The sequence below is a fragment of the Luteolibacter rhizosphaerae genome, from assembly GCF_025950095.1.
GTDB classification, from domain to species: domain Bacteria; phylum Verrucomicrobiota; class Verrucomicrobiia; order Verrucomicrobiales; family Akkermansiaceae; genus Haloferula; species Haloferula rhizosphaerae.
Genome location: NZ_JAPDDR010000016.1, coordinates 71,240 through 94,766, shown reverse-complemented (window position 1 = coordinate 94,766; position 23,527 = coordinate 71,240). Strand labels below are relative to the sequence as shown.

At 62.1% G+C, this 23,527-nt stretch carries 41 protein-coding genes and 1 tRNA gene; 4 read left to right on the top strand and 38 right to left on the bottom strand.

The features are described from left to right. Nucleotides 1-2: 2 nt before the first annotated feature. Nucleotides 3-443: a phage terminase small subunit P27 family gene (locus OJ996_RS23660; RefSeq protein WP_264516185.1), complete on the bottom strand. Its 441-nt coding sequence runs from the start codon at nucleotides 441-443 to the stop codon at nucleotides 3-5. Between the two features lie 208 nt (nucleotides 444-651). On the opposite strand from OJ996_RS23660, the gene OJ996_RS26480 reads away from it, so the two are divergent. The 3 genes from OJ996_RS26480 (at nucleotide 652) to OJ996_RS23650 (ending at nucleotide 2,127) form a co-directional block, all read left to right on the top strand. Continuing rightward, on the top strand, nucleotides 652-975 hold the full coding sequence (locus OJ996_RS26480) for an HNH endonuclease signature motif containing protein (RefSeq protein WP_345783807.1): 324 nt from the start codon (nucleotides 652-654) through the stop codon (nucleotides 973-975). Nucleotides 976-1,368: 393 nt separating this feature from the next. Next, a tRNA-Ser gene (locus OJ996_RS23655) sits at nucleotides 1,369-1,437 on the top strand. Between the two features lie 213 nt (nucleotides 1,438-1,650). After that, nucleotides 1,651-2,127: a hypothetical protein gene (locus tag OJ996_RS23650; protein WP_264516184.1), complete on the top strand. Its 477-nt coding sequence runs from the start codon at nucleotides 1,651-1,653 to the stop codon at nucleotides 2,125-2,127. Between the two features lie 3 nt (nucleotides 2,128-2,130). Here the strand turns inward: OJ996_RS23650 and OJ996_RS23645 are convergent, their stop codons facing one another. The 3 genes from OJ996_RS23645 to OJ996_RS23635 form a co-directional block, all read right to left on the bottom strand. Beyond that, nucleotides 2,131-2,343: a hypothetical protein gene (locus OJ996_RS23645; protein WP_264516183.1), complete on the bottom strand. Its 213-nt coding sequence runs from the start codon at nucleotides 2,341-2,343 to the stop codon at nucleotides 2,131-2,133. A gap of 87 nt (nucleotides 2,344-2,430) precedes the next feature. Further along, nucleotides 2,431-2,727 (bottom strand): hypothetical protein, encoded by a 297-nt coding sequence (locus OJ996_RS23640; RefSeq protein WP_264516182.1) that lies wholly within the window; start codon nucleotides 2,725-2,727, stop codon nucleotides 2,431-2,433. A 254-nt stretch (nucleotides 2,728-2,981) separates the two neighbouring features. Beyond that, the gene (locus OJ996_RS23635; protein ID WP_264516181.1) at nucleotides 2,982-3,752 is read right to left on the bottom strand and encodes an Npun_F0296 family exosortase-dependent surface protein; all 771 of its coding nucleotides are present in this window, start codon (nucleotides 3,750-3,752) and stop codon (nucleotides 2,982-2,984) included. Nucleotides 3,753-4,003: 251 nt separating this feature from the next. Between OJ996_RS23635 and OJ996_RS23630 the strand changes: the two genes are divergently transcribed. After that, on the top strand, nucleotides 4,004-4,867 hold the full coding sequence (locus OJ996_RS23630; protein WP_264516180.1) for a transglutaminase family protein: 864 nt from the start codon (nucleotides 4,004-4,006) through the stop codon (nucleotides 4,865-4,867). Nucleotides 4,868-5,013: 146 nt separating this feature from the next. On the opposite strand, the gene OJ996_RS23625 is transcribed toward OJ996_RS23630, so the two are convergent. The 34 genes from OJ996_RS23625 to OJ996_RS23460 all read right to left on the bottom strand — a co-directional run bounded on the left by OJ996_RS23625 (nucleotide 5,014) and on the right by OJ996_RS23460 (nucleotide 23,408). Further along, nucleotides 5,014-5,784, bottom strand: a complete 771-nt coding sequence (locus OJ996_RS23625) for a hypothetical protein (RefSeq protein ID WP_264516179.1) — start codon at nucleotides 5,782-5,784, stop codon at nucleotides 5,014-5,016. Nucleotides 5,785-5,922: 138 nt separating this feature from the next. After that, the gene (locus OJ996_RS23620; RefSeq protein ID WP_264516178.1) at nucleotides 5,923-6,243 is read right to left on the bottom strand and encodes a hypothetical protein; all 321 of its coding nucleotides are present in this window, start codon (nucleotides 6,241-6,243) and stop codon (nucleotides 5,923-5,925) included. A gap of 21 nt (nucleotides 6,244-6,264) precedes the next feature. Beyond that, nucleotides 6,265-6,612 carry an MmcQ/YjbR family DNA-binding protein gene (locus OJ996_RS23615; protein WP_264516177.1) on the bottom strand — a complete coding sequence of 116 codons (348 nt, stop codon included), beginning with the start codon at nucleotides 6,610-6,612 and terminating at the stop codon, nucleotides 6,265-6,267. 10 nt (nucleotides 6,613-6,622) lie between these two features. Further along, nucleotides 6,623-7,210 carry a hypothetical protein gene (locus tag OJ996_RS23610; RefSeq protein WP_264516176.1) on the bottom strand — a complete coding sequence of 196 codons (588 nt, stop codon included), beginning with the start codon at nucleotides 7,208-7,210 and terminating at the stop codon, nucleotides 6,623-6,625. After that, nucleotides 7,207-7,689, bottom strand: a complete 483-nt coding sequence (locus OJ996_RS23605; protein WP_264516175.1) for a GyrI-like domain-containing protein — start codon at nucleotides 7,687-7,689, stop codon at nucleotides 7,207-7,209. The genes OJ996_RS23610 and OJ996_RS23605 overlap by 4 nt, the downstream gene beginning before the upstream one ends. 75 nt (nucleotides 7,690-7,764) lie before the next feature. After that, nucleotides 7,765-8,202 carry a hypothetical protein gene (locus OJ996_RS23600; protein WP_264516174.1) on the bottom strand — a complete coding sequence of 146 codons (438 nt, stop codon included), beginning with the start codon at nucleotides 8,200-8,202 and terminating at the stop codon, nucleotides 7,765-7,767. 11 nt (nucleotides 8,203-8,213) lie between these two features. Next, complete coding sequence (locus OJ996_RS23595; RefSeq protein WP_264516173.1) at nucleotides 8,214-8,969, bottom strand: TIGR03067 domain-containing protein; 756 nt, start codon at nucleotides 8,967-8,969, stop codon at nucleotides 8,214-8,216. Nucleotides 8,970-9,059: 90 nt separating this feature from the next. Further along, nucleotides 9,060-9,374, bottom strand: coding sequence for a nucleoside triphosphate pyrophosphohydrolase family protein (locus OJ996_RS23590; protein ID WP_264516172.1), 315 nt, complete (start codon nucleotides 9,372-9,374; stop codon nucleotides 9,060-9,062). A 120-nt stretch (nucleotides 9,375-9,494) separates the two neighbouring features. After that, a complete protein-coding gene (locus OJ996_RS23585) occupies nucleotides 9,495-10,004 on the bottom strand; it encodes a GNAT family N-acetyltransferase (RefSeq protein ID WP_264516171.1) in 510 nt (169 codons plus the stop codon). 90 nt (nucleotides 10,005-10,094) lie between these two features. After that, nucleotides 10,095-10,481, bottom strand: a complete 387-nt coding sequence (locus OJ996_RS23580) for an iron chaperone (protein WP_264516170.1) — start codon at nucleotides 10,479-10,481, stop codon at nucleotides 10,095-10,097. Further along, nucleotides 10,478-10,828: a hypothetical protein gene (locus OJ996_RS23575; RefSeq protein WP_264516169.1), complete on the bottom strand. Its 351-nt coding sequence runs from the start codon at nucleotides 10,826-10,828 to the stop codon at nucleotides 10,478-10,480. The genes OJ996_RS23580 and OJ996_RS23575 overlap by 4 nt, the downstream gene beginning before the upstream one ends. 49 nt (nucleotides 10,829-10,877) lie before the next feature. Next, nucleotides 10,878-11,423: a hypothetical protein gene (locus OJ996_RS23570; RefSeq protein ID WP_264516168.1), complete on the bottom strand. Its 546-nt coding sequence runs from the start codon at nucleotides 11,421-11,423 to the stop codon at nucleotides 10,878-10,880. Further along, nucleotides 11,420-11,941: a hypothetical protein gene (locus OJ996_RS23565; RefSeq protein WP_264516167.1), complete on the bottom strand. Its 522-nt coding sequence runs from the start codon at nucleotides 11,939-11,941 to the stop codon at nucleotides 11,420-11,422. The genes OJ996_RS23570 and OJ996_RS23565 overlap by 4 nt, the downstream gene beginning before the upstream one ends. Nucleotides 11,942-11,958: 17 nt before the next feature. Beyond that, complete coding sequence (locus OJ996_RS23560; protein ID WP_264516166.1) at nucleotides 11,959-12,543, bottom strand: LOG family protein; 585 nt, start codon at nucleotides 12,541-12,543, stop codon at nucleotides 11,959-11,961. Nucleotides 12,544-12,551: 8 nt separating this feature from the next. After that, entirely contained in the window at nucleotides 12,552-13,256 is a 705-nt protein-coding gene (locus tag OJ996_RS23555; RefSeq protein ID WP_264516165.1) for a hypothetical protein, read from the bottom strand. Nucleotides 13,257-13,321: 65 nt separating this feature from the next. Continuing rightward, on the bottom strand, nucleotides 13,322-13,573 hold the full coding sequence (locus OJ996_RS23550) for a cysteine-rich CWC family protein (RefSeq protein ID WP_264516164.1): 252 nt from the start codon (nucleotides 13,571-13,573) through the stop codon (nucleotides 13,322-13,324). Between the two features lie 39 nt (nucleotides 13,574-13,612). After that, a complete protein-coding gene (locus OJ996_RS23545) occupies nucleotides 13,613-14,125 on the bottom strand; it encodes a hypothetical protein (RefSeq protein WP_264516163.1) in 513 nt (170 codons plus the stop codon). Nucleotides 14,126-14,144: 19 nt separating this feature from the next. After that, nucleotides 14,145-14,561, bottom strand: a complete 417-nt coding sequence (locus tag OJ996_RS23540; protein ID WP_264516162.1) for a hypothetical protein — start codon at nucleotides 14,559-14,561, stop codon at nucleotides 14,145-14,147. Nucleotides 14,562-14,599: 38 nt separating this feature from the next. Further along, nucleotides 14,600-15,274, bottom strand: a complete 675-nt coding sequence (locus OJ996_RS23535; RefSeq protein WP_264516161.1) for a hypothetical protein — start codon at nucleotides 15,272-15,274, stop codon at nucleotides 14,600-14,602. Between the two features lie 5 nt (nucleotides 15,275-15,279). Next, nucleotides 15,280-15,912 carry a hypothetical protein gene (locus OJ996_RS23530; RefSeq protein WP_264516160.1) on the bottom strand — a complete coding sequence of 211 codons (633 nt, stop codon included), beginning with the start codon at nucleotides 15,910-15,912 and terminating at the stop codon, nucleotides 15,280-15,282. A gap of 100 nt (nucleotides 15,913-16,012) precedes the next feature. After that, a complete protein-coding gene (locus OJ996_RS23525) occupies nucleotides 16,013-16,168 on the bottom strand; it encodes a hypothetical protein (protein ID WP_264516158.1) in 156 nt (51 codons plus the stop codon). Between the two features lie 102 nt (nucleotides 16,169-16,270). Continuing rightward, nucleotides 16,271-16,999 (bottom strand): NAD-dependent epimerase/dehydratase family protein, encoded by a 729-nt coding sequence (locus OJ996_RS23520; RefSeq protein ID WP_264516157.1) that lies wholly within the window; start codon nucleotides 16,997-16,999, stop codon nucleotides 16,271-16,273. Continuing rightward, nucleotides 16,996-17,448, bottom strand: coding sequence for an AAC(3)-I family aminoglycoside N-acetyltransferase (locus OJ996_RS23515; RefSeq protein WP_264516156.1), 453 nt, complete (start codon nucleotides 17,446-17,448; stop codon nucleotides 16,996-16,998). The genes OJ996_RS23520 and OJ996_RS23515 overlap by 4 nt, the downstream gene beginning before the upstream one ends. Before the next feature lie 49 nt (nucleotides 17,449-17,497). Continuing rightward, nucleotides 17,498-17,704 carry a hypothetical protein gene (locus OJ996_RS23510; protein ID WP_264516155.1) on the bottom strand — a complete coding sequence of 69 codons (207 nt, stop codon included), beginning with the start codon at nucleotides 17,702-17,704 and terminating at the stop codon, nucleotides 17,498-17,500. Nucleotides 17,705-17,851: 147 nt separating this feature from the next. After that, nucleotides 17,852-18,319, bottom strand: coding sequence for a hypothetical protein (locus OJ996_RS23505; protein WP_264516154.1), 468 nt, complete (start codon nucleotides 18,317-18,319; stop codon nucleotides 17,852-17,854). Nucleotides 18,320-18,323: 4 nt separating this feature from the next. Then, nucleotides 18,324-19,067: a hypothetical protein gene (locus OJ996_RS23500; RefSeq protein ID WP_264516153.1), complete on the bottom strand. Its 744-nt coding sequence runs from the start codon at nucleotides 19,065-19,067 to the stop codon at nucleotides 18,324-18,326. Between the two features lie 104 nt (nucleotides 19,068-19,171). Continuing rightward, nucleotides 19,172-19,564 (bottom strand): RidA family protein, encoded by a 393-nt coding sequence (locus OJ996_RS23495; RefSeq protein WP_264516152.1) that lies wholly within the window; start codon nucleotides 19,562-19,564, stop codon nucleotides 19,172-19,174. Nucleotides 19,565-19,631: 67 nt separating this feature from the next. Further along, nucleotides 19,632-19,880 carry a hypothetical protein gene (locus tag OJ996_RS23490; RefSeq protein WP_264516151.1) on the bottom strand — a complete coding sequence of 83 codons (249 nt, stop codon included), beginning with the start codon at nucleotides 19,878-19,880 and terminating at the stop codon, nucleotides 19,632-19,634. A gap of 97 nt (nucleotides 19,881-19,977) precedes the next feature. Further along, nucleotides 19,978-20,235 carry a hypothetical protein gene (locus OJ996_RS23485; RefSeq protein ID WP_264516150.1) on the bottom strand — a complete coding sequence of 86 codons (258 nt, stop codon included), beginning with the start codon at nucleotides 20,233-20,235 and terminating at the stop codon, nucleotides 19,978-19,980. Nucleotides 20,236-20,283: 48 nt separating this feature from the next. Beyond that, on the bottom strand, nucleotides 20,284-20,658 hold the full coding sequence (locus OJ996_RS23480) for a hypothetical protein (RefSeq protein WP_264516149.1): 375 nt from the start codon (nucleotides 20,656-20,658) through the stop codon (nucleotides 20,284-20,286). 14 nt (nucleotides 20,659-20,672) lie between these two features. After that, nucleotides 20,673-20,981 (bottom strand): hypothetical protein, encoded by a 309-nt coding sequence (locus OJ996_RS23475; RefSeq protein ID WP_264516148.1) that lies wholly within the window; start codon nucleotides 20,979-20,981, stop codon nucleotides 20,673-20,675. 222 nt (nucleotides 20,982-21,203) lie between these two features. After that, complete coding sequence (locus tag OJ996_RS23470; protein ID WP_264516147.1) at nucleotides 21,204-21,536, bottom strand: hypothetical protein; 333 nt, start codon at nucleotides 21,534-21,536, stop codon at nucleotides 21,204-21,206. A 63-nt stretch (nucleotides 21,537-21,599) separates the two neighbouring features. Beyond that, nucleotides 21,600-22,487 carry a nucleoside hydrolase gene (locus OJ996_RS23465; RefSeq protein WP_264516146.1) on the bottom strand — a complete coding sequence of 296 codons (888 nt, stop codon included), beginning with the start codon at nucleotides 22,485-22,487 and terminating at the stop codon, nucleotides 21,600-21,602. 177 nt (nucleotides 22,488-22,664) lie between these two features. After that, nucleotides 22,665-23,408 (bottom strand): hypothetical protein, encoded by a 744-nt coding sequence (locus OJ996_RS23460; protein ID WP_264516145.1) that lies wholly within the window; start codon nucleotides 23,406-23,408, stop codon nucleotides 22,665-22,667. Between the last annotated feature and the right edge of the window lie 119 nt (nucleotides 23,409-23,527).

Sequence of the window (23,527 nt, the reverse complement as noted above, 5' to 3'; positions counted from 1 at the left end):
GCTTAGGTGAGGAAGGCGCTGGGTCCTCCCTCTTTCTTTTCACTCTTCTGGGGTTTGACGTTCTTGATCGACTGCAATGCGGCGGGAGTCATGCCCAGCGCCTTCGCCTCCCGCTCCATGGTCGCAAGGGACATCGACAAGGCCGTCATGGCCGGGTTCATGTAGCGGTTCCCGCTCTCGGCATTCTCCAAGGTGACCCCCAGAGCGTGGAGTTCATCGAGGGCCATGTCAGCGAGCTCGCGAGCCTCGCAGTAGTTCACGAGCGCCTGCCGGTTGAGGTCGGTGAGGTGGCCCAGCTTCGAAAGCTGGGCAGCAAGACGCTCATACTCCTTCTTCGCGCTGCTGCCGCCGCGGATCCCGTCCGGAGCCTTCTGGCGCAAGGGTTCGAGCACCCCGGCCATCGAGGCGAGGTTGTCTTTCGGTGCTGGTCCGCGGGCTCCCATGGGCGTTTGATCGGGCCCAATGTCCCTTGAAGGACCTTCAGAAAAAAACCTGTTGACCCGACTTTGGGGGCGTTGACCCCACCCCCCCTCAAAACTCACAGAGCGATTAAAAAAGCTTGGGCGCGCTCTTCCGGTTGGCCTGCGCTAGAGATTTGACCCCCTCCCCCCTTCGGATACCTTAGTTTTTAACTTATCTTAACCAAACTTCATGCGAAATGCACGATTCACCCGTAAGATAAGCAAGGCTAAGACATTTCGAAGCCTTAGAGATACAAGGACATACGATAGGGCTTGGCATGCCTACAGCCGTCGCTACCTCGTAGCTCAGCCGATCTGCTATTGCGATCGGGTAAGGACGTGGCAGGGCGGCACCGTGGTTGTTGTGTCCTTCGGCCCCGTGGGAGCTGTCGCACCAGCAGGGCACACCGATCACATCCGCCCGGTGCGGATGGGAGGCGCGATGTATGACCCGGCAAACCATCAGCCTCTCTGCCATTCCTGCCATTCCAAGAAGACAGCGAGATTCGGCTGATCAGTCCTGATCGGTTCCTCTGTCGTTGCGTGTGCCTGGGAGGATCTTCTCTTGGCGACCGTCGATCATCTGAGGTGGCGAGATTCCCTCCCGGGTTTGGAGGTTTGGATGGTCGTTGTCCCCAACTTCATCGCATGAGAAAAGAAGCGGTGCTATGACGGGGATTGCCAACAGTCGAAGAGCGAACACTTTCATGCGGTCCCCTATGCAGGAAGGTAGCCAAACGAATCTATATGGCTTCGGACGCAAATCGGACAACGGTGCCATCGAATCTTGCACACTCTGTGTGCAGCTTGCCTTTGCAGCCATGATCGGTGTCCAATTCGTGCCCCAACCGGTGCCCAAACCTTCAGCAAAATTGACCACTTCAGGCCGATTTTCGAGGATTATGACGCGCGCTGAGCCACTAAACGCACCTTGACACGGTGGGGGTCACTGGTTCGAAACCAGTATCGCGCACCATTCCTCACCTTTTTCCTTGGCCCGCTCCGGCGGGCTTTTTCGTGGCCGCAGGTCGGCACACCACGATAGCGGATAGGATACCCGGCGCAGACTTGTCCGGATATCCCGGCCGCTATCCGGATAGCGCATAACCGTGCCGATAGCCGGGCAGGAAGATTGGCCCGGCATGAGTCCCGGGCTTTCCTTTCCGCAAAGCTGGAGCACTCTCCGCGCGTGAGCATCGCCATTCACCGCACCGGCACCTTCTTCATCGGGCTATTCCCGATCGTGATGCTGCTGTGGGCGTGGGCTGATTCGATGGTTCACGGTACCGTGTGGCTGCGGCACCAGGACTCCACCTTCCACTCGGTGCTGCTCTCTTTCGGCTCGATCGAAATCGAGTCGAGCAGCGTGACAAGCAAGCCGGATCCCTTCGGCACCGATCTCGTCTCGGATCCTTACCCGCACGATCAAGGAGCGGGAAAGTTCAGCCGCTACGAACTCTTCGATGAAGACGGCAGCGGTGCCTTCCCCGGCTTCGAGTGGGGAGCCAGCGTGACCGATACGGAAGCATACCATGAGGAGCGCATGGATCGCGTGATCCCGCTCTGGCTGATCCTCGCATGCTACCTGCCGCTCTGGCTCGCCGCTTCATGGTGGGCAGCGCGCAGGAAGAAGATGCAGATCGTCGCCGCGATGCCACAGTGGTGAGGATCAGCTCACGCGGATCCAGACCGCGGCATCCTTCCCTTGGAACTCGCGGCTGCCCTTTTGGAAGGTCCACTCCTCCAGCCTGCCGTTATCGCGGATGGCGATGCTGTGCTGTTCCGGCAAGGAGTCGTCCCAATGCTGCACCGAGAGCACTAGCACCCAATCGCCTACCGCGCAGTCTTCAGGGATTAAGCGATGGATGCCGCGGCGATTCACGGCGACGATCAAGGCAGCCGCGCGCGCGGTGGCAATGCCTCTTGCTCAGCATTATTCCGTTAGGCCGCTGCGGCTCCATCCGGGCGCTCACATCCTGACCCAGACATCCACCGGCTCTCCCTTTGAAACGCGGAGCCCCCTGACGAAGAGCCGGCGGCCGGGATGATCGGCCGTGAGGTGTAGATGCCGCGGCGTCTTCGTGGTCCACTCGGGAACTCCGGCTGCCAGAACCCAATCACCGATCTCACAATCGTCACGGTGCAAGCGCTCCCCTGCGATCGCTTCACCTTCCCGCAGATAGTCGCCCTCGAAGTCGTGGTGAGAACTCAGGTCCAGCGGCTTCACGACCTTGCGAAAGTGGGGAGATTCCAAGCAGAGGTTCATCGCGTCTCACTCTCGCAGGAAATGTTCCTCCTCATGGTCGATCCATGCATCCGTCACCAATCGCCTGCGCTACAAAGAACTCGCCCGACTTACGGGAGATTCACGGAGCATGGGGTGGAGCCGCTGCCGTGCATTTCACGATCCTCCGCGTCGCTGGATGCAACCGCACCCAGCCATGGCAGCCGAGAGCTTGCCTGTACACGGAGAGCCCGCCGGTGAACCTTGCCGGCGGGCCGTGACTTCCGGGGTAAAAATTAGATCGAAGCGCGGCGACGGCGGAGCAGGAGGGTGAAGCACCCGAGCATTCCCAATACCGCGCTCGCAGGCTCGGGGATCAGTGTAACGTTGTTGCCTTCCACACGGGCCACGAGATTGCCGGGGAGCGGACCGGTCTCGCCACCGTATCCACCCCATGTGAGATCGCGCACCGTGTGATTGTCGCTCTCGAATCCGCTTCCGCTTTCGTTGGTGAAGACGATGCGGTCCCAGGACACGCCCTCGTCCTCGCCGAAGAAGTTCACGAAGGCGTACGGCTCCGTGCCGTTGCCATCGCCAAAGATCCCGGTGGCAGGGTTTCCCATGTAGCCGCCATCCGCCGTGATCGCGGTGAGCAGCGAAGCAGTGGTGAAGCGCGCCACCAGGTCGGTGCCGGAGTAGAACTCCAGCACGTTCTGGTTATCGCCTGCCGACCACCAGAGGCCGAAGTAGCTCACCGGATTGGTAAGCGTCAGCGTGGTCGCGGACGGACCGTTGGCGCCTTGCACCAGGTAGTTCGAGCCATCGGGATTGCCGGCGCCGCCATAGACATCGGCGGCATTCACCGTAACCGGAGAGTAGGTGCCCACGCCGCTCCAAGTCAGGCTCTCCTGGTAGCCGGTGGTGGCGGAGTTGAAGTCGATCACGCTCGTGTTCTGGAGCGTGGAGTTGTACTGGCCGGGGACCTCGGCGTAGCTGACGATGATGGCAGCGTGCGCGGAGGCGGTAGCCAGAGCGAGGGATGAAAGGAGCGAGAGAGAAGTTCGCATGCGGGGGCGCGGTGTAGAGCCGCACCCATCATTTAGCAAATCTGAAACGTCAATATACCGTGATTACGCGGGGTGATTTGCTACAAACACACCCATATAGGGTATGCGCTGGGTATCATGACAGCATCACTCCGCATGATGAGAGGCCTTCCCTTGTTAGGAAATTGAGCATTGCAGGACGTTTCAACGCGTTTATCACGGGGAAACCCCAAGCACGCGACCCCAGTCCTTTTCTCATTTTTTCTCTCCTAGTGACCAACAGTACCGACACTTCTCCGGAGCGCCTCTCCGTCCTGCTGAGGCTGCTCGACGACGATTCACCGCCCGTGCGTGCTTCGGTGGAGAAGGCCTTGGGCGCTTTCGGTGGGGATGTGAGCGAGCTGCTGGGCGAGTCCGCGGTGAAGCTGAACGAGGCCGATACCGAGCTGCTCTCCCTGCTGCTGCTGCCGGCCCGGCGAGAGCGCCTGCGCCGCGAGTGGATCGTGCCCGCCGGCGGTGCCGCCGCCGTGGCGGACGATTGGGATCAATTCGAAGCGCTGCTCCGCAGCCTGTCCGATTACCTGCACGATGGCGTGAGCCTGCGCCAACCGCTGGGCGATGCGCTCGACCTGATCGCCGAGGAGCTGGAGGTCACCGGTGCCGATCTGGGTGCCACCGGGATCAACGCCGCTCTTTTCGAAAGCGGCCGCTTCACCGCGAACACCGGTGAGGAAGATGATCCGGACAACTACGATCTGGCCCATGTGCTGGCGGGTAATCCCTCGAATGCCGTCGGGCTGGGTATCATCTTCCTGCTGGTCGCTCACCGTCTGGAGATCGATGTGGACGGGCTGCTGCTGCCGCGTTCCCTGCTCTGCCGCTATCACGACGACAGCAGCGTGATCCTCAGCGAGCCGCTGGTGAAGGGTCGCCGCGTACAGCCGGATGATCTGGCGCACCGCATGCGCCGCTACCCGCGGGATATCCGCATGATCGCCACCCGTGCCGCCACGCCGGGCGAGCTGCTGGTGCGCGTGGTGGAGGAGCTGGCTACCGCATGGTCCGTGCGCGGCGAGCAAGAGGATGCCGAGCTGATGGAAGAACTGCTGGCCACGCTGGTGAAGGCGCCGTTCTGAGCCGCGCGTGAAGCGGGCGATCGTAGCGAAAGCACTCTTGTGCTTCCGGCGGGGCGGATCCTCCCTCGATCGCCATGGGGTCTCTCTCCTGGTGACGCCCCCGGCCGGAACGACGAAGTCGTCCTCCTAACATCGGGTGATCACCGTCAGCCATCCGGATCATTCTTCCGCTGCTCCTCTTCCATCTGCCGCGTGAACTCCTCGAAACTCTGCGGGAAGCTCTTGTCCTGCGGGAAGAGATAGCGGCGCTTCAACCAGAAGGCATACTTCGCATCGCCGCCGCTGCTATCGCCGCTGAGTTGATGGGCGACAAGCGCCTTTCGCGTGAGGTCCCATTCATCGATCACCGCCAGCGCCATGATTTCGTTCGAGTCCCAGGTGCGCTTCTCCGGAGTAGTGTCGGTGTGAAGCTTCAGGATCTTCTCCAGCGCCTCGCGATTGCGGGTGATGGAGAAGGCATAGGTCAGCAGGCCGAGTTCCGCCTGCGGATCCTGCCGCAGCGCGGGGCGACCGAGCAGATCGCGGAAGCTGGGATCCCGTTCCGCGGCGGCGCGCAGGAGCAGCTGGAGGAAACGGCGTTCATCGCGCTGCGGATCTTCCGCCACACGGCGCAGCTCGGAGGAATCAAAGGGCCCGAGCAGGGAGCGCATGAGATTGTGCTCCCATGTGCCCTCGACATGGATCTGCTTCAGACGCATACGCGGGTTCCCGGCGGATTCCGGCACGCGCGGCGGCTTTGATCCCGCGCGGGCGGAATCGCTCTTCGCCTCACGGGGGAAGGGCTCCCTTGCTTTCGCATAGGCGCGCGCCTCTTCCCTCCCCTTTTCCTCCGCGAGCCCGCCGGCACGGACGATCAGGACGACTGCCAGAAACAGCAGGCCCGCTCCGACCAAACTCCACGCCGAGGACGCCTTCATCGCATTCAATATGCTAGAAAAGACGCATTTCGCATCCGCTTTCTTTCGCGGATCGGGCGGATTTCTTTTTTAGAAGATCCGGGGGTGGGTGGACCCTTTCGCGGTACAGCCGCTCTGGCGTGCGCGCGAGCCCCGTCCTCACTGGCAGCGTGTCACCCGGCTCCACCAGAAGCCGGTCACGATTCCGCCTAGGGCGCTGGCGACAAAGGGCGAACTCCACCCGAGCAGGAGCAGCGCCACGCTCAACATGATGCCGATGTATCCCGCCTCGATGATGTTATACGGCAGCAGGACCAAGCCGACGAGCAGCGCCACCGCCGAGCAGACCAGCAGCACCAGCCCGAAAGGCTGCGAGCCGGCCATCCCGAAGACGAACCAAGAAGCCACCGCTGCCAGTGCGATCCACGCCGTGAGACCGGCCGCGCACTTGATCCAGATGTTCGTCGGTGCCTCCGTCATCCGGCACAGTCCGCCGATTCTTTAGCTTTGCAAACGATTCCCGCGCCACTGCGCGGCGAGGGTTTTGGGCGCTTTCTCCTGCCACGCTAGTTCGAGCAGCTTCTTCACCGCGGCGGCATTCGCCTCCGGCAGTGAAACGCGTAGGCCGAGGACCTTCTTCCCCCAGTGCAGGTCCTCCGCGAAGGCGCAGCACTGCTCCAGCGCGGCGATCCGCGATCCCTCCTTGAGGAAGACATGCAGGTGCTCCTCATCCGGCGGCACTGTGGCGAAGATCTTCCCGCGCACCCGGAAAGAGGAGAAGTCGAAGTGCGGCTCTTCCGTGACTTCCGGAAGCGCGAGGGCATGAGTGCGGATGGCAGCGAGTTTCATGGAGAGCATTCTAGTCCCGGGGTCGATAAGTCATCACCAGCTTCCTGACCTCCTCCACTTCCTCATCCCGATCAATCCGGGCGATGAAATTCACCCAGCCTTTCTCGAAGGTGATGGACAGAAAGCGGGAAGGAGGATCGGGATACCTTTTGTCGGCGACGTAAGCCTTGTGCCCTTCGACGATCCACTCGCTGAAGCGGTCATACTTCTCACGCTCGCGGGGATCGGCGAAGATCCCGGCCATCGCGCCCACATCCATGCTGATCTCCCGTCCATCCGGAGCGATGATCGACCCCACGTAGGAATCCTCCGCCGGTCCGTACAAGAGCATGTAGCCCGGAGGCAGGCGCTGCGACTCGAAGTTGTGGGGGTCCTTTACCCGCGGCCATCGGTAGATAGCGACAATCGCGATCGAGAGCGCCGCGATGGCGAGCGCCGTCGCCGAGAAGAGGCGGAGCGCGCGGAAACGGGGGCGCGAGCAGCCGATCCACCAAGCAAAGGCAACTCCAATCAGAAGGCCGAGAAGGATGACGCCATTCATCTGGCCCCTGGCGAACAGGCGCCATACGGAGGAATCACTCGCGGCTAGGAAGTTCATGGCGGATCTGCGGGCTGGATATCTTCCGGCTTGAGAAGATGAAACGCATCGGTGCGGATCAGGGAAGCATCCTCTTCCCACCCCTCCTCCCAGTGACCGTAGAGCTCCCAGCAGATGCCCGCGCTGCGGAAACCCTGCACCGCGCACCACTCGCGGATGCGCGCATGCGTTTCTCCAAGTCGATCATAGGGACCGTGGTGAACCATCGTGATCGCGCGACCCGAAGGCAGTTGCGAGCCGAGCACCCGACCCGAGTTGATTAAAGGGCTGCCGACCTCTACGCCCGCCTCCACCATGCCATCCGCTCCATAGAGCGCGAGATGACGACCCGGCTTCGGCAGGCCGGCATCGCGGAGGAAGGACCAGACCTCGCCACACGCCGCGGGGACGAAACGGGATAGCTCATCACGCGCCACTCGCTCCCGGATCACCGCGGTGAAGACCGGCGCGACATCGATGACATGGATCTCATCCGCCATGGCAGCGAACACCTTCGCGGATCGACGCTGGGAAATCAAACTCTCCCCACATCGCCACCGGATGCCGCCCTTCGCTCACTTCCCCTTCTCCGGGAAGTGGTGCAACAGGCAGGACATGGCGAAACCATGCATCGCATCACCTCTCCCCTTGCCCTCACGCAACCGGGCCACATCGGCGGAGCCGTAGGTTTCGATACAGGCCGCCCGCAGCAGCTTCAAGAGCCGGGCCTCTTCCTTGCTGCCCTTCTCGAAGCTCTCGTCCTTATCTGATGGCTTGCGCCGAATCGAAAGCTTTCCGCCGCCCTCCTCCGGCGGGAAATCCGCAGTCATGTAGTGCACGTCATGGCTGCGACCCTCTGCATCCATCAAGATCACGGCCACCGACCCGCCGGTCCTGTCGCCGTTCAAGTAGTAGGTCGCCTTCTCGATCTTCACCGGACCGGGCAAGGCCAGATCCAGCGGCTCCGCCGCGAGGGGGCGCAGCAAGAGCAGGCCAAGCAGAAACAATCTCATAGAAATTCCCTTCATCGAGTCCCCTCCTCCATCGCTTTCTGATAAAGCCGGTAGCCGCCCAACTCGTCTTCCGAGACCGCCTCAATAGCGACGAGGTCGCGCTCCGCTTCCAAGAAGGCCTTCCGCTCCAGCGGGGCGTGGCTGGTTAGGACCTTGAGATCCTTGGTCACGACACCCAACGGAATCTTGTCGAAGCGGTCTTCATAGAAACGGATGTGCACGATGTCGTCCTCCACGCGCAGGACCTTCAGGAGACTGTACTTCCCGTCGTCGCTCTCCTTGGCATAGATGCCGCCGACCTTCAGGTCCACGGGCAGGAACTCACCGGGCTTCTCCTTCCGCTTGAGCACCAGATAGGTCTCGTTGCTACCTGCCGCTGTCTTGAACTCCTTCGGCCTGCGCCCGCCCACGCCGGTGCAGAGATGCAGGCGGTCTCCTTCCAGCTTCAGGATGCCCACTTGGTTCAGGCTATTCTTGATATCGATCCGCGCCGGGGTGGTGCTGGCATCGATGCTGTAGTCCACAGCGCTCGACCCGTTGAGCCGCATCTTCCCGGCCCTGAACTCGAAGACCATGTCATCAAAGTAGCCGGGTGGCGGCGCTTCCCCATTGGAGGTGCCATCCACCGGTTCCCATTCGCCCTCGATCTTGAAGGCCTTGGTATCCGCGGGACTGGCACTGGTACCGGCGGTGCTGCCGCGTTCGCCGCAGGAAGATCCCACAAGGACTGCCAGAAGGACCGGCAAGATACGCCAGAAAATATTCATGGGAGAGGAGAGATTTCGTAAGGGAATGACAGCCCATAATTAGTGACAGCAGTCCGATCAAGATCCAAGCCGCCCCTCGCGTGGTCGACATCAAGCCTCCGCGGCCGGTCCCGCGAGACTGGCGGAGAGCTCGGACTCCCGCTCCGCCATTTTCGAGGCGAAGGCGGAATCGAGATCGATCCCCAGGCGCCCGGAGAAGACGAGAAGCCACCACAGGCACTCCGCAAGCTTGTGCTCTAGATCCTGCTTGAGATCGCCGGGATAGACCCAGCGGCCTTCGTCGGCCATCAGCAACCGTCCCAGTTCACCCACATCGTAGGTGAATCCGATCATGTCTTCTTGGATTGTCCACGCGCTGCCGTGGTTCTTCGTTTCCAGCGCGTGATAGATCTCCCGGATTCTCATGGCTCGATCCATGGCGGAAGAAAAGTCGGTGTTGCTTTCAGGTGTGGTCATTGTCGGATCACCGGGTTCTCCATGAAGCTCTGTTACCCTGTCCCACCGAACAAGCCGAATGGCCTTTTTCTAAGGCCGCACGATCGCCCAGCGCTCGTGGTCTCGCCACTTGCCACGCACCTTCAGGTAGCGCGGCGAGAAGCCTTCCTTGTGAAAGCCGCAGGCGGCGGCGAGCGCGATGGAGGGCGTATTCGCCGGCTGGATATTCGCCTCCAGCCGGTGCATCCTCATCTCCTTGAAGGCGTGCTTCACCACTGCCTGCAGGCCCTGTTTCATCAGGCCCTGCCGCTCGTGACCGGCGAAGGCGTAGTAGCCGAGGTAGCCGCTGTAGAACATGCCACGGATCACGTGCGTGAGATTCACCACGCCCACCAGCTCTTCCGTATCGCGACGGCAGATCAGGAAGGGATAATTCGCCGGAGCGGCCATGCGCTCCAGGTAGGCTGCGAACTTCTCCGGTGTGTCCGGCGCGATGATGTAGGGGACGTGAAGCTTCTTGCTCCGCTGCGCCGCCGCCACGAAGGCCACCGCATCGGGGAAGTCCGGCGGGCGGATGTAGATCTTGGGTTTGCTTGCCACGGATTGGGCCAGCATGCACGACGGCCACGCGGCGACAAGCTGGGGAGTGTGCGTTTGGAATAGCCCCCTTGCCCCGGAGGGACATGGGAGTCATGGCTTCCGCTTCTTCGCCGCCGCCTTCGCCTTGTCCTGCGCGACACGGAGCTCGGTAAGCTTGCCGATCAGCTCGTAGGGGATCGCTTGGTCGTAGGGGAAGCGCAGGTTGCCCTTCTCCCCGGCATAGGGAGCGGCGGCTTGCTCCAGCTTCGCATCGCCGGTGATGGGTGGATAAAAGCCGATGTGACCCTTGAAGGCGGCGTAGAAGATAAGGATGCCCTTCTGCTTCAGCGCAGGCATGCGGTAGCTGATCACCTCCTGCGCCTCGGGCGCGGCGGCGGTGACGGTGGCGCGGACCTTCTTCAGGATCGCCTGCACCTCGGCGGGGAAGCCAGCGATGTAGTCGTCCACGCTGGCGGGCTTGCTGTCGGATTCCTTCATAGCGAGCGGCGTTTCACGAGTTCGTCCTTCAGTCGCTTGATGAGATAGCTACGGTCCTTGTTCTCCCGCATGGATTCGCGGCGGATGATCTCCTGCTCCAGCGCGTGGATGCGGCGGATATTCCAGCGCCGCACGGAATCCCGCCCGATGTGGTAGCGGCGGCGGCATTCATCCCGCAGCTTCCGCCACTCCCGCACCGCGTAGCGCCGCGGCACCTCCACCTTGTAGCCGAGGCAAAAGCAATCCGCGCCGCACTCCGCACAGACCGGTACGCGCCGCGCCAGCTTCGGCTCGCGGCGGGACGTGCGGCACTCGAAGCAGACCCAGTTGAAGTTGCTGATGTGCATCGGGGAGACGCGGGTTCGCGCGAAAGATAAGCAGCTCTGCGGAGGGAGATCAATCGCCGCCTCGCAGCCGGTCCTGCCTGCGGACCCGGAAGTGATAGATCCATGCAACCACGATCGAGAGCGCGCCGCCGAGGTAGGACGCATTGTGCATGTAGCCGACCAGCAGGAAACGCCGCGGCTCCTCCAGACCGGGCGGAATGAACCAACCGCGATAGGAAGCAAGGTCGAAGGTGGTCGTCCGGAAGAATCCATACGCCAAGCCCGCCAGTCCGACCAACAGGCTGACCGCAATCACCAGCACGAGCGATCGCAGCGAGACGATCAACATCCGGCGCGGCCCCGAGTGAATGAATCCCACAGCCCCGACCAGCAAGCCGATGATAAGCCCCATCCACCAGGTGGCCCCGAAGCCGACAATCGACACCATCGCCCGCGCGGGCAGCGGCGAGTGCAGCAAACCGAACTGCCGGAACTTGAACTTGGTGTAGTACTCCTTGGAGATGCTGTAGGTGAATTGATCGTGCAAGACCCCGTAGGCACCCGCCAGCAGGCAGGCGATGACGACGAGGAGCGGGAGGATGAGAAGCTTCTTCACGATTCGGGTTTCGTCGACGATGTTTCCTCAAGTTTGAACTCGCGAAGCAAGGCCCGCATCGCGGCGTGCTTCTCGGCGCTGTCCGACCAGAAATCGAAGAGCTCTCCCTCCCAAATGTGAAGCGTGGTCCGATCCTGCGGACTGTAAAGATAGGCGCTCCAGGCGGCGGCAGTGCAGTGGGTGAAGAGCGCCAGGGCGACCGGCATTTCGTCCGGTGCGATCCAATGGCCCGGCGCATCAATCAAGCATCGCTGCTCTCTATGAAGCGCGCGGATCCCGTCCACGATCAACATCTGCTCCGGCGTGTAGTGAGCCCAATCCGTCACTTGGATCAGCAACTCGCTCTCAGGGATTAACTGTCGGCAGTAGCAACCGATAAAGCTCTCGATCCGGGAATACTTCAGGGGCACAAGGAACTGGAGGTAGTGCTCCGGCGCTACTCCTCTGGCATAGGGGTCCTCCGCGATCCCGCGTGGCTGCAGCCAGACGGAAACTTCGCTATCGGTCAGGCATTTCATTCCCGGGTTTCCATGATTCAGGGCCTCACCTGCCGGTCCACCCACTTCTCCACCTGCGGCGGGGTGAAGGCGGCCATGCGCGCGATCAAGGCACCGGCATCGCTTTCGCTGGCGATCATCTCGAGGTGCTTCCCGTGCAGGAATTGCTCCGCGGCCATGTGCCGCAGGAAGCCCAGCAGCGGATCGAAGAAGCCGCCGACATTGAGGAAGCCGCAAGGCTTCACATGGATGCCGAGTTGCGTCCAGGTGATCACCTCGAAGATCTCTTCCAGCGTGCCGACCCCTCCGGGCAGGGCGATGAAGCCATCGGCGGCATCCGCCATCATCAGCTTGCGCTCGTGCATGGAGTCCACCACGTGCAGCTCGCTCAGCCCGGTGTGCTCGATCTCCTTCTCCGCCAGCGCGCGCGGGATGACGCCGGTGACACGGCCACCGGCTGCCAGCACCGCATCCGCCACCGCACCCATCAGACCCACGCGGCCGCCGCCATAAACGAGACCGATCCCCTGCCCTGCCAGATAGCGCCCGAGCGACTGCGCGGCCTCCCGATAGAGCGGATCGCGCCCGGGATTCGAGCCGCAGAAGACACAGACGCTGCGCATGCTGCCCATCACTTGGCCAGCCGCTCCTCGTAGACCTCGAGCGCGGGGCGGGTGCTCACATCGATATTCGTCAGGCGCACGTTCCACACGGCGCCGCCCCAGCTATCGGTGGCCTCCTTCCCCTTCTCCGTGGGGATCAGGTTGTTCCGGGCGAAGTCCTCGGAGCCGATCTCGCGGCTACCGCAATCCACCGCCACGGTCTCCTGCATCGCCGTCTTGCGGTTCAGGCTTGTGATCTGCGGCGTGCGGGTGAGCGAGAAGGTGATGGTCCGCTCCGGGTGCTTCACCTCCGCCACCACCTCGGCGTCACCCCACTTGTCGCCATCCTTCGCGAATTCCAGGTGAACCGTCTCGCCGGCGTAGAGGGTCAGGGTCCCGTCCCAGGAGAGATACTCGCCCGCGGGGATCTTCATCGTCCGCTTGGTGCCGTCTTCCAACTCCACCTCGATGTCCTTCTCCGCCCGCATGTTGATCTTCGCCTTCTCCAGCCACGCGGCCACGAAGTCCCGGTCAGCCTTCGAGAGGCGCTCCAGCGGCAGCTTGTATTCCTTGCCGTCGGAGGACTTCTTGACCGTCACATCCTTCTCCGTGGCGGAGACGATCTCAGCCGTCAGTTCCTTGCCATCCGCGCTGGTAAAAGTGCGCTCCTTGGCGGCTCCGGGGAGGATCAGCATCCCGGAAAGAAGGGCGATCCGTGCAATCGAGATTTTCATGAGATAGGGCTACGATGTGAGAATAAATACCACTGAGCCGCCCGCCGCAAGCGGTCGATACAAAGTCACGACATGGGCGGTGAAGAATCCGTCAGGCTACCCTGCCCCGCCGCCGCTGCTTCCGCACAGGCCCGGCAGATGCAAGCCCGGCCCTTCATCGGCTCCGGCACGCGGGCTAGCAGCTCCGCGGCAAAGGTCACTTCCCGACACCAGCAGGGCGCGGTGAAGCTGCAGTTCGCCGCCGCGGCGCAGTCGTTCGGCCCACCGCAGAGCGGGCAGTGGAACTCGGGCAAGGGTTGCGGGATCTCGGCGATCACTTCGGAAATGAGACCGGGCGGGGCAAGCCTTGCCAAGCTTCACTTCGGCTCGGCGACAGGCTTCTCAGCGCGCCACAGCACTTCCTCCTGCCGATCGAATTCACCCGATACGAGAACGATCCGCGGGCTGAGATCCCTCTCCACCACTCCCGGCTTTTCCCCCAGTCGATAGAATCGCAAGTCCAGGAAGTGATCCATGCAGCCTTCCAGACGGATGACCTGATGATCACCGCCCACCCTCACCACCGCGGGTTTGAGCCATCGCAAGGACGGAGGGATCCGATCGCCCCAGAGGTCGTTCTGATAGTCGCGGTCCTCTTCGGGGATCGAGGCTCTCAACTCGGTCATCACGCGGTGGAGCTCCTGAAACTGCTCCGGCGAAAGAGCGCGCGCCACCTTCGCTTGCTTGGAGGAGGCACTGCAATCCGGCATCGACCACAGCAGCAGCAGGAAGAGCAGCACCACGACTCCGAGCACCGTCATGAAGCAACCGAAGGTCCTGCGCGACCGCGACTGCGGACGCTGCCATGTGCCGGGTGGCGGGTCTTCCATGGGATCTTGCATCGCCATCTCAACGGGTGCTCGACCACCAGTACCAAGCCAGACAAATCAGCAGCACCACCCGCATCGCGATGCTCACTGCCGAATACTTCAGCCGCCCCTTCTGCCGCGTGACGGGAAAGGGCAATTCGCTGCGCCAGAATTTATTCCCGTTCAGGCCGAATTGATAGCACTCCGTGGCGGTGCGCACCTTCAGGATGTAGCAGGGAATGAACATCTGCCGCGTCTCGAAGAGCACACCATCGGTGATCGCCGCGTAGGGGATCGCCCAATCGCCGCACTCCAGCCGGTCCGGGAAGACCTTGAGCCTCGCGCGGCGTGAGGTGACCCAGCTCATGCCGTATTCGAAGGACTCCGCCGCGCCCTTCACGCCCTTCGTCATGCAGCGGTAGAGCGGCTCGGTGGCAGGAGGGGCAGCGGTGGACATGAGGGGAGGATGAAGATAAGCGGTCTAGGATGGCAAGCTCACCTCGACTCCTTCCAAGGTGACTTGCCCTCCGGAACCAAGGCGAGCATGTCCTTCTCGATCCGGGTGAAGATCTGGTACTCGATGATGTCCGGATAGTTGTCCAGTTCCACCTGCGGTGTGTAGATCGACACCGTTTTATCGATCTCAAGCATCGGCGCCGTGATGCGAATCACGGTATCCGGGTTGTCCGTGACACTGCGCCGGGATCCCGGCCACAGAAGTTCCCTTTTCAGCTCAACCGTGCCCTCGGAGTAGTTGAGAAAGCCGCTACGAAGCACTTGCAGAAAGACGCTCCTGCACTGCCCGGCGGGGATCGTGGCCAAGCGTTCACTTTCACCATTCTCTTCGGATTCCAGACTTCCATCTCCGGAGAGAACGAGATGCAACTCCCGGCCGCTCATGCCTCCCGCGTATGACAGGCTGAGCCGTGATCCATCCTTCGCCGGGTCAAATGCCGCGAGGCGCGAATCCATCTCCGGGGAGAGGCCTTCGTGATGGAAGTAGTTGTCGCCGAAAATCCGCTGGCGAAGGCCCGCGACTTCCTCAGCGTGCCGCGCTTCATCTTCATCACGACGCGCGACATCCCGCGTCCAATGTAGATAGCCACTCAGCACGAACCCCGAGGCCAGCATGGAGAGCGAAAGCAGGGTGAGCAGAATCCAGCGCCTCATGGGCCTCAAGTATTGTGATTGATGATATACAATCGATTGCCCGGAAGATCGACGATGTAGAAATCCACATTGGCAACGTAGTCGCCCGGCTTCTTGTAGAAGAAGGCGTAGTAGGCCCCTTCCTTCGAAAGCGTCTCGCGGACTTCCGCGAACCGCGTCTTGAGATCTCCGCCGCGGAGATCGTTCAGGGCCATATCGACCTCACGAGCAAACCGCGCCTCGAAAGGCGTGCGCCGCCACGACTCGGACTGCCAATGCTTGCGGTAACCCGGTCGCTTGGGAAACTCGCTCAGCAGCCTTTCATCGGCGCTTGAGAAGCGCTGCCGGATCGGGTCCGGCAGTTCGTAGACCGTGATCGAGTAGCCATCGCCATTGAAGGAGCGCTCCGAATCGTAGGCGAACACCGGTTTCCCCAGAGCCACCTTCGTATCGAAGAGATTGGCCAGATACTCGCGGTAGCTGAAGTGGCGGACCGCAGCATTCGCACCGAGGAAGAGACCGAATCCCAGCAGCGGGATCAGGACCAGCTTCCGTAAGCGCGGCCATTGCTTCCCGCGGATCGTCCGGACCAGCGCGAAGAGGAAAGGAATCACCCCGACCAGCGCACCAAGAAGCACGATGAGCCAGAGCAGATTCATGGCATTCCTCAGCCCTTCCATCATGGCCGCATGGTCCCCTCTCTCTTCATCCGAAGAGAGCAACAGAAGCAGGAGCCGCAGGCAAGCGCTCCCGGCCAGGTCAGGTGTCCGCCTGCAGGCCGAAGAACCACTTCAGGAAGAAGCCCGGCTCTCCGGTGTAGAAGGCGAAGGCCAGCAGCGCGAGCGTGGCGAGGAACAGAAACAAGGCGGCATCCCTACCGCGCCTTGCCCAGTGAGTGGCGACTGGACGGATCATGGTGTGTCTACGAGGGGTGAGAACGAGGGATGGAGGCGGGACAAGCTCCATGGATCCTCGCTCGCTATCTCACCATTTCCCCCGGCCTGCGGCAAGAACGGATCAAGCGCTGCCCGGCAGTCGGAAGCCCGGCACCCAGCCGAGCTCTTCCCGCGCCTTCCGGCTGGAGATAATGCCGTCCTCCTCCGCGATGTTATAGATGCCACGCTCGCCGCGCGCGATGGCGAGGCAGGCGGCACGCGCGGCATCGTCCACATGCACGGGCCCACCCGCAGCAGGGTGATCGAAGCCGGTGCCGGGGCCATAAAATTTCCCGTAGCGCAGGACGATGCCGGTGAGCGGCGCGCCCAGCACCTGCTGCTCCAGGCTGACAACACCGCGAACGCTGACCGCAAATACCGTATCGTCGAGATTCAGCGACGCGCACTCGTCATAGGGCGGCTCGCCCGGCGCATAGGCGAAGGCGATGCTCTGGGCGATCAGGCGCTTGGCACCCGCCGCCACGCTGGCAGCGATGAGATTCCGCGTGCCGATCTCCCGGATGCGGGCGGTGCGGACACGGGCCTCCGTCATCTGCTCCGCGGCCAGCGCGCGCGGCAGCTCCGTGAGCTGATGGATCACGATCTCCGGCCGGACATCCAGCAGCGCTTTATCCAGCGCGGCTTGATCGAAGGCATCCGCGACCACCGGCTGCACGCCGAGTTCGTGCAGCATCGGCACCTTGTCCGGCGAACGGGTCATGCCGGTCACCTCGTAACCATCCGCCACCAGCATGGGGCAGAGCCGTCGACCCACGGCCCCGCTGGCCCCGGCGATGAAGATCCGCTTCATGGTGCGATATCGAAGTGCAGCACATCCTCCCGCACGCCCAGCTTCGTGTAGAGCGCGATTGCCGGATCATCCTGCAGGTCCGCCTGCACGTAGATGACCCAGGCCCCGCGCTCCCGCGCAATGCCCTTCAGCGCTTCGATCATCGCCGTAGCGATGCCCTGGCGCCGCTGCTCCTCCGCCACCGCCAGGTCGTAGATGTAGATCTCGCTCCGCTCCTGCTCGAATTTCCGCAGCTCGTAGGCACCGATCCCGCCGACCACCTCACCCTCCTGCACGGCCACGATGCCAATGAAGGAATCCCCGCCTAACAGGCTCCGCAGGTAGGCATCGCCCGGCCGCTTGTCTCCGTAAGTCACGGGCTCCTCGAAGGCGCGACCGAAGAGATCGAGCATCCCCCTCATCAAGGGGAGATCATCGGGCCCCAGGTGGCGGATCGTGTAGGCGCTCATGCCTCGCAAGGAAGCAAAGCCTGCCGCAGAGTCAAACCCGCGCACTGTCTCACGGCGCGCCATCTGCCGCTTCCAGCGCGCGGAGCAGCATCTTGTTCGAGGCGAGCAAACAGCCGAGCAGCAGGAAGGGCAGGATCATCGGCCACGGGAACTTCGTCCCGGCGAGCGACAGGCTGAGCGCCGCGGGCGCGATCATCGCCAGCAGCCAGAGGATGGTGTTCCACTTCAGAAGTTTTCTCTTCTCGATCGGATTCATGGCATCGATCCCTCCCGGGATGGTTTCAGGCTAGGGCAAGGAGTATCCAGCACCCGCCAGTATTCAGAAAGAGGCGGGCTGCACAAGCACGCGCTGGCTGCTTTGGCGGAAGGTCCGCCCCCTTGGAGCCTCCGGGAGCTTCTTCGATCAATCTCCATCACTCCCATCCGAGACCTTTTTCCTACGGAAGAGGAACCGCGTAGTCATTTTGGCCAAAGCCACGCAGACCAAATGATGTAGGACGATGGCCCCGAATACCAAGTAATCGACAGTATGAAGCCGGGTGTGGTCGTCCTGATAGAATCCGGGGATGAAGAGAAAGTTGTAGACCTCCCACAGCAGTGTTCTGCGGACATGGCCACCTCCCGGATAAATGGGGATGAAGAGAGTAAGAAAGAGAAAGAAGCCGAATTGGTTCAGGTAGTGAACGCGCCTCTCAACAGGACATCTCCACCAAGCGGCCATGTGGATCGCGGCCAGCAGCAAGAGCACGACGCCGAGAGCTGTGATTACTTCGGACGAGAGGGCGGCAAGAGGCACGTATCCAAGAAAGCCGCCAAACGACCGGGAGACAAGAGTCGAGATGCGCCGGCGCTCCAAGAGCCCTTCCACCATGCCACTATTTCCCGCTCGCTTTTGGCCGCCGCCTCGTCTCGACCTTCTTCTCCTCCGCAGGTTCATTCCACTGCCAGCCGCCCTTGCCTTCCACCTTCTTCCACTTCAGGTGGACCACGGATTCCGCCGGCGGTCTCCTCGCGATCTCGGCTTGATAATTCTTCCGCATCGCCGCGGCACCACCTGGCATGATCCTGCCGCGGCCATCCACCAGATTCCAGAGCATCGCGTTCTTCTCGTTCTGATCCTTGAATGCCACCTTCCTGCCCTTGTCATCGAAGTAGGTGGCACCCTCCGTCCATTCCTTGCGGTCGAGCAGGAAGATCCCCTCCCGGTCATCGAAAGGTGCGGTGATGGATGCATGAAAGCCGGGCTGAGTCGTCGGCAGCAGGCAGAGTAAATGGTGCTGCCCGAGCCCGGGCTTCACCATCCCGGGAGGATTGATGACGATGAACGACTCGCCCCGGATCGAGAGCATCAGCGTGCGGACGACCTGGCCCTTCTTCACGCCTTTCACTTCCTCGATCACCTTTACCTCGACCTCCAGCCATTCGAAGACCGTATTCCCCCAGGTGGGATAGGTCAGCGTGGTGGTGATGCCGGAGGGACGAATGGATGTGACCTGCCCTACGAAGACCAAGGCAGACTGCGCCACCAGCTCCTTCATCCCCATGCTGCGGACCGCCCGGGCCTCGCACACCGCCGACGACAGAATCAGCGCCAGCAGCATGATGCCTCTGACACCCATCCTGAACAGATCATCCATCGAGCGCATCCCCATGCGCCGGATCTTACCAGACGCCGCGTGAAGCTTTCACGAAGAAGGGCGCAAATTTCCGCGCGGAGATCCTCTCACTTCGGCACCCGCGCGGTGACCTTGATCTCCACTTGGAATCCCGCGAGCCAGTTCACGCCGACCGCCGTGATGTTCGGCAGCGGCTCGGCGGGGAAGGCCTTCTTCATGCCTTCCAGCACGTAACCCACGCTGGCATCCGGATCGATCATGTAGAAGGTGAGGTCGACCACATCGTCGAAGCCCGCGCCTGCGGCCTTGAGCACGCCCTCCAGATTATCAAAGGCCAGCTGCACCTGCGCCGCGAGATCCGGCTCCGGCGAGCCATCCTGACGCGCTCCGACCATGCCGGAGACGAAGAGAAAATCGCCGGAGAGGATCGCGGGGGAATAGCCGTGCTCCTTGTAAAGGGCGTGCGGGCTGGTTGGGAAGATGGCGGTGCGCGTGCTCATGGTAAGAGCCCCTAGGTCGCCGCGCTTTTTACGGAGTCAAGGGGTAGGCATCCAAACATCGCGTCCCTTATTCTTCCACCGAGTGAATATAGAGCTTCTTCGCCGAAAGACGGGGATCGAGGAAGTAAGCCCCACCACAATCCGGACACTCCGCCGGGTGATCCTCATCGGACCCTCTTTGGTTCTCCAGCGTGGTAGCGAGCAGGGGGTGGCCGCATCCCGGGCAATCGAAAGCCAGATACTGTCCTTGAGCATCCGCGAGGACTTGGTCCCCATCCCCATCCATAATCAGAAAGCCGGTGATATCCATGCCCATGGCAGTGCACCCTTTATATCCGCGCTCTCCCCAATGGGAGAAAAATCCGGCACGAAGATCACGATCGGAGTCCGTGACCCGTCGGCATGCGTCCGCTTTAGCCCTCCTCCTCTTCCGGGAACAACAGCGCTTCGATGATACGCGGCGCCTCCTCGACCGAACACTCGGCCCGGTGCTTGACGCCGGCTTCCTCGAAGTGGAGCGCCACCTCATCCTCCCCGGCCGCTTCCACCACATCGAGCGTGAAACCGGGAACCTCGAAGCTCAGCCGCGGCTCCGTGCGCTCGTGGCGGAAGGTATAGCGTTGGTCCCATGTCTCTAGCAGGGTGCCCATTACTTGGTCGAGACGGCTCATGCCCGGGTCTTCGCAGATCCTCCTTCTGCCATCAAGCATGGACAGGCCTTACTCCAGCCCACGTGGGAACAAGGCCTCCGGATCAGAGATGGCAGCCTCCCACTCCCGCTGCGCCCGCTTCCGTCCTACGCGCTGGATGACGGCCGCATAGGACTGGCACAGCTGCTCTGATTCCAAGCCCAGAGCAAGCGCCTCGACCTCCTCCTGCAGCTCGTAGTCGAGGGGCAGTTCAGACTTGGGATGGAACTTGATTCTGATCTCCTTGGCCGCCTGCTCGAGCATCACGGCATCGCTGCTGCCGATCACCTCTCGCCACGACGAGCAACGCTCGGACAGATCACTCCAAGGAGCGGAATGCCGCGAGAGTGCTGTCTCGACCTCGGACAGGGCCTTGGTGAGTTGGGCGATCAGATCTGCCTTCATTGCGCCGCCCTCCTTTACATCTTCTGGATCTCGAAGTCCGCCGAGCCTTGGCCATCCTCGCGGAAGGTCAGGATGAAACTTTGCCCCAGGCCCTTCGGCTCATGGACCCAGACTTCCCGCCAGGCCTTCTTGCCGACCGTGCCCACCGGCTGCTGGATCACGAATTTCACCAAGGCCCCGCTACCTCCCGTGATCTTCCGGATGGCTTGCGTGGCATCCTGCGTGAGGGCCTTGTTGGCCAGGCTACCTTCCTTCGTGGTCGTCGGCGGGATCGAGGAGATCGGCGGTAACCCGTTAGGGTCCGAAGGCTCGCAAGCGCTCATCATTAGTCCGAGGACGGGAACCGCGAGTAGAGGAAGAAGCTTGATGAGAGTAAAATCGGCAACAGTGCCGCGAAGGACTGGCAACTCGTAGATGCGACGATCAGCGGCGTCGAGACAATCGCCGATCACCCCGGCAATCGCGTCCTTCCGCTTCTCGTCATGGCGATGACCACGAGTCCGAACCTCTCCAGGAGTTTGGCCTGGGTGAACTTCCTCGCAACATCACGAAGCTCGAACATCTTCTTCGCGTTCGAAGCCGGTATCGAAAAAGGCGTTCAGATAAGCGTCGGGCTCCAAATCGCTTTCTCGCAAAAGCGAATAGACCTCGACACCGGACCCTTGGACCTCGCTGAACATCCAGAACGCTTGCGAGAGCTGGATGAAGGTGAAGCCGTGCTCCTCCGCATACTCGGAAGCCTCCTGCTCCGCCAGCTCGATAGCCTCCTCGAAGGTGGCGGCATTCCACAACGTAATGCGCTCCTCGTAGAGGTGCTTGAGCGTCTCGACCCTGTCCGCGGACCACTCGAACAGACATCTGACCGTGTAACTGGGCATCGTGAGGAAACTACCCTAGCAGCCTGCGGCGACCACTTGCAGCCGAATTTTATCTCTTCCCTCTCACTCCCCCTCCCCACCCTGCCGGGAGAAGAGTGCGAGCTTCGCGTAGAAGTCCTCGAACATCAGGCGGCTGTCGATCTGGGTATAGACCCGCATCTCCCGGCCCTGCGGATTCGCATCATAGCGACCGTCTCCGTTGATCCGCGGTGTCGGCAGCTTGAGATAGCGGCTCGAGGCCGGGTCCGCTTCCCAAGGAGATTGCAGCGCGGTCAGCAGCACCAGCGGGCTGTCACCCAGCACATAGGTCTCCACGGTATCGCGATAGGCCCGCGTCATCAGTTCCTGCAGGCGCGCATTCAGGAAGCCCGCGAGCTTGCCGCCATCATTCATCCGCATCTCCAGCTCGGCGGTGGAGACCAGCGCCTGCCGGTAGGCATCCCGCGGCACCTGCCAGACCGGGATGTCCGATTGATTGAAGACGATCTGCCCGGCTCTCAGGTCGATCCCCAGGTTATACTCGATCCTCTGCCCGCCGGGCGGCGGTGTGGCGATGCCTTCATGCTCGTGCCCGCCGATCCAAATGAGCCGGATGCGCTTCCCGATCGCCGGCTCTAGCAGATAGGCACTCGCCAGATCCGTGAGCCCGGCCCCGCAGGCGATGAAGAGCGGCGTCTTCACATCCTCACGCATCGCCTCCTGCACGATGAAGCGTGCGGCATCCGAAGGCCGCGCCGCGCCATCCTCGCCGATCCGCTCCTTCGCGCCCTGATGGACCGGCACCTTCCCACCCAGCCCCATCACCTCCAGCAATTCCTTCGCCGCCTTGCACGCCTCCTCCGGCGCCCCGGAGTAGCTGAAAAATCCGCCCGGATAGTGATGCGAGCCGATGATCCCGCGCACCTTCACCGAGGGCGAGAGGAGCTGATGCGCCAGTTGGGAACAAGCCATCCGGATCACCGCCGAAATCGTTGTCCACGATCACCCGCGCCCGCGGCTTGGCCGTCTCTTCACCCTGCGCGCAAGCAATCGCGAGAGCGCCCCATGCGATCCACAGAAGAGGACGAAGATGCTTGAGCATGGATCATGACACCCACGCGCCGCCTCCGCGTCGATCCCCAATAGGGGTTATCCTCCCAGTTGCGCCTTGCTGTAATACTCGAGCCCGTCGTCATCCGCCACGTGCACGGTGAAGTCCGGCGTCTTCACGATACGAGCGAAGGCATCGGACTGCCGCACGCGCTCGATCGCGGCCAGGCGCGCGGTATTGAATCCCTCCGTCGCGCCGTCCTCGGAGAGCTTCTCGTAGAGGTCGTAGTGGAAATCTTCGATGGCCCTCGAGGTGTCGGTCGCGAAGGCGAGGCCGAGCTCGGAATACTTCCATGCTGGTGTGTACCACAGTCCCACCCGCTCCACCCATCCTTCATCGGAGAGCTCCTGGCCCCAGTTCGCGATGCTACGCATCTTGGCCGGGATCCCGGCGATGCCGTCCCGGGTGTTGAGGTGCAGCTCCAGCATCGCGTTCTGCGAGAGTTGGAAGACCGCGCTGCAAGCAGGATCATCCCCCTGCGCAGGCAGGAAACGCTGCAGGACCGAATCGACTGCCAGCGCATAGTTGTCCGTCACCAGCTCCCAATCCACATCGATCTCCTGCTGCCAGCCTTTCGGCAGGCTCGGCACCGCATCGATCCGCCGGGACTTTTCGCAATCCCAGCACACATAGCCGCCGCTCTTGTTCGGCTGGGACATCCGCGTGCCGCAGACCTCGCAAACTCCTCCGCCCTTCGCGCAGGGGGCGCAGAGTCCATCGTTCGCATCTGCGGTGGCTTCCAGGATCATCGCGCCGCAGCGCTTACAGGGTTGGCGGCTCATGGGTTCAAGCGGTTACCCCGCTGATAGTGGAGCAATTCCGGGGCTGCAAGCTCCCCGGCGATGAAACCGGACGGCATTTTGTGCGGCCTAACCGTCGGGTGGCAACAATCTCGCGACAG

Coding starts and splice junctions, on each gene's coding strand:
- OJ996_RS23565 (WP_264516167.1), bottom strand. CDS start 11,941: ATGAAATGCCTGACCGATAGCGAAGTTTCCGTCTGGCTGCAGCCACGC.
- OJ996_RS23620 (WP_264516178.1), bottom strand. CDS start 6,243: ATGACGGAGGCACCGACGAACATCTGGATCAAGTGCGCGGCCGGTCTC.
- OJ996_RS23485 (WP_264516150.1), bottom strand. CDS start 20,235: ATGAGCCGTCTCGACCAAGTAATGGGCACCCTGCTAGAGACATGGGAC.
- OJ996_RS23595 (WP_264516173.1), bottom strand. CDS start 8,969: ATGAATATTTTCTGGCGTATCTTGCCGGTCCTTCTGGCAGTCCTTGTG.
- OJ996_RS23540 (WP_264516162.1), bottom strand. CDS start 14,561: ATGTCCACCGCTGCCCCTCCTGCCACCGAGCCGCTCTACCGCTGCATG.
- OJ996_RS23575 (WP_264516169.1), bottom strand. CDS start 10,828: ATGCACATCAGCAACTTCAACTGGGTCTGCTTCGAGTGCCGCACGTCC.
- OJ996_RS23555 (WP_264516165.1), bottom strand. CDS start 13,256: ATGAAAATCTCGATTGCACGGATCGCCCTTCTTTCCGGGATGCTGATC.
- OJ996_RS23520 (WP_264516157.1), bottom strand. CDS start 16,999: ATGAAGCGGATCTTCATCGCCGGGGCCAGCGGGGCCGTGGGTCGACGG.
- OJ996_RS23515 (WP_264516156.1), bottom strand. CDS start 17,448: ATGAGCGCCTACACGATCCGCCACCTGGGGCCCGATGATCTCCCCTTG.
- OJ996_RS23525 (WP_264516158.1), bottom strand. CDS start 16,168: ATGATCCGTCCAGTCGCCACTCACTGGGCAAGGCGCGGTAGGGATGCC.
- OJ996_RS26480 (WP_345783807.1), top strand. CDS start 652: ATGCGAAATGCACGATTCACCCGTAAGATAAGCAAGGCTAAGACATTT.
- OJ996_RS23545 (WP_264516163.1), bottom strand. CDS start 14,125: ATGGAAGACCCGCCACCCGGCACATGGCAGCGTCCGCAGTCGCGGTCG.
- OJ996_RS23475 (WP_264516148.1), bottom strand. CDS start 20,981: ATGAGCGCTTGCGAGCCTTCGGACCCTAACGGGTTACCGCCGATCTCC.
- OJ996_RS23500 (WP_264516153.1), bottom strand. CDS start 19,067: ATGGGTGTCAGAGGCATCATGCTGCTGGCGCTGATTCTGTCGTCGGCG.
- OJ996_RS23560 (WP_264516166.1), bottom strand. CDS start 12,543: ATGCGCAGCGTCTGTGTCTTCTGCGGCTCGAATCCCGGGCGCGATCCG.
- OJ996_RS23510 (WP_264516155.1), bottom strand. CDS start 17,704: ATGAATCCGATCGAGAAGAGAAAACTTCTGAAGTGGAACACCATCCTC.
- OJ996_RS23605 (WP_264516175.1), bottom strand. CDS start 7,689: ATGGCGGATGAGATCCATGTCATCGATGTCGCGCCGGTCTTCACCGCG.
- OJ996_RS23460 (WP_264516145.1), bottom strand. CDS start 23,408: ATGAGCCGCCAACCCTGTAAGCGCTGCGGCGCGATGATCCTGGAAGCC.
- OJ996_RS23535 (WP_264516161.1), bottom strand. CDS start 15,274: ATGAGGCGCTGGATTCTGCTCACCCTGCTTTCGCTCTCCATGCTGGCC.
- OJ996_RS23610 (WP_264516176.1), bottom strand. CDS start 7,210: ATGAACTTCCTAGCCGCGAGTGATTCCTCCGTATGGCGCCTGTTCGCC.
- OJ996_RS23590 (WP_264516172.1), bottom strand. CDS start 9,374: ATGAGAATCCGGGAGATCTATCACGCGCTGGAAACGAAGAACCACGGC.
- OJ996_RS23490 (WP_264516151.1), bottom strand. CDS start 19,880: ATGGGCATGGATATCACCGGCTTTCTGATTATGGATGGGGATGGGGAC.
- OJ996_RS23580 (WP_264516170.1), bottom strand. CDS start 10,481: ATGAAGGAATCCGACAGCAAGCCCGCCAGCGTGGACGACTACATCGCT.
- OJ996_RS23600 (WP_264516174.1), bottom strand. CDS start 8,202: ATGAGATTGTTTCTGCTTGGCCTGCTCTTGCTGCGCCCCCTCGCGGCG.
- OJ996_RS23625 (WP_264516179.1), bottom strand. CDS start 5,784: ATGAAGGCGTCCTCGGCGTGGAGTTTGGTCGGAGCGGGCCTGCTGTTT.
- OJ996_RS23530 (WP_264516160.1), bottom strand. CDS start 15,912: ATGAATCTGCTCTGGCTCATCGTGCTTCTTGGTGCGCTGGTCGGGGTG.
- OJ996_RS23465 (WP_264516146.1), bottom strand. CDS start 22,487: ATGGCTTGTTCCCAACTGGCGCATCAGCTCCTCTCGCCCTCGGTGAAG.
- OJ996_RS23635 (WP_264516181.1), bottom strand. CDS start 3,752: ATGCGAACTTCTCTCTCGCTCCTTTCATCCCTCGCTCTGGCTACCGCC.
- OJ996_RS23480 (WP_264516149.1), bottom strand. CDS start 20,658: ATGAAGGCAGATCTGATCGCCCAACTCACCAAGGCCCTGTCCGAGGTC.
- OJ996_RS23470 (WP_264516147.1), bottom strand. CDS start 21,536: ATGCCCAGTTACACGGTCAGATGTCTGTTCGAGTGGTCCGCGGACAGG.
- OJ996_RS23640 (WP_264516182.1), bottom strand. CDS start 2,727: ATGAACCTCTGCTTGGAATCTCCCCACTTTCGCAAGGTCGTGAAGCCG.
- OJ996_RS23495 (WP_264516152.1), bottom strand. CDS start 19,564: ATGAGCACGCGCACCGCCATCTTCCCAACCAGCCCGCACGCCCTTTAC.
- OJ996_RS23615 (WP_264516177.1), bottom strand. CDS start 6,612: ATGAAACTCGCTGCCATCCGCACTCATGCCCTCGCGCTTCCGGAAGTC.
- OJ996_RS23660 (WP_264516185.1), bottom strand. CDS start 443: ATGGGAGCCCGCGGACCAGCACCGAAAGACAACCTCGCCTCGATGGCC.
- OJ996_RS23505 (WP_264516154.1), bottom strand. CDS start 18,319: ATGGTGGAAGGGCTCTTGGAGCGCCGGCGCATCTCGACTCTTGTCTCC.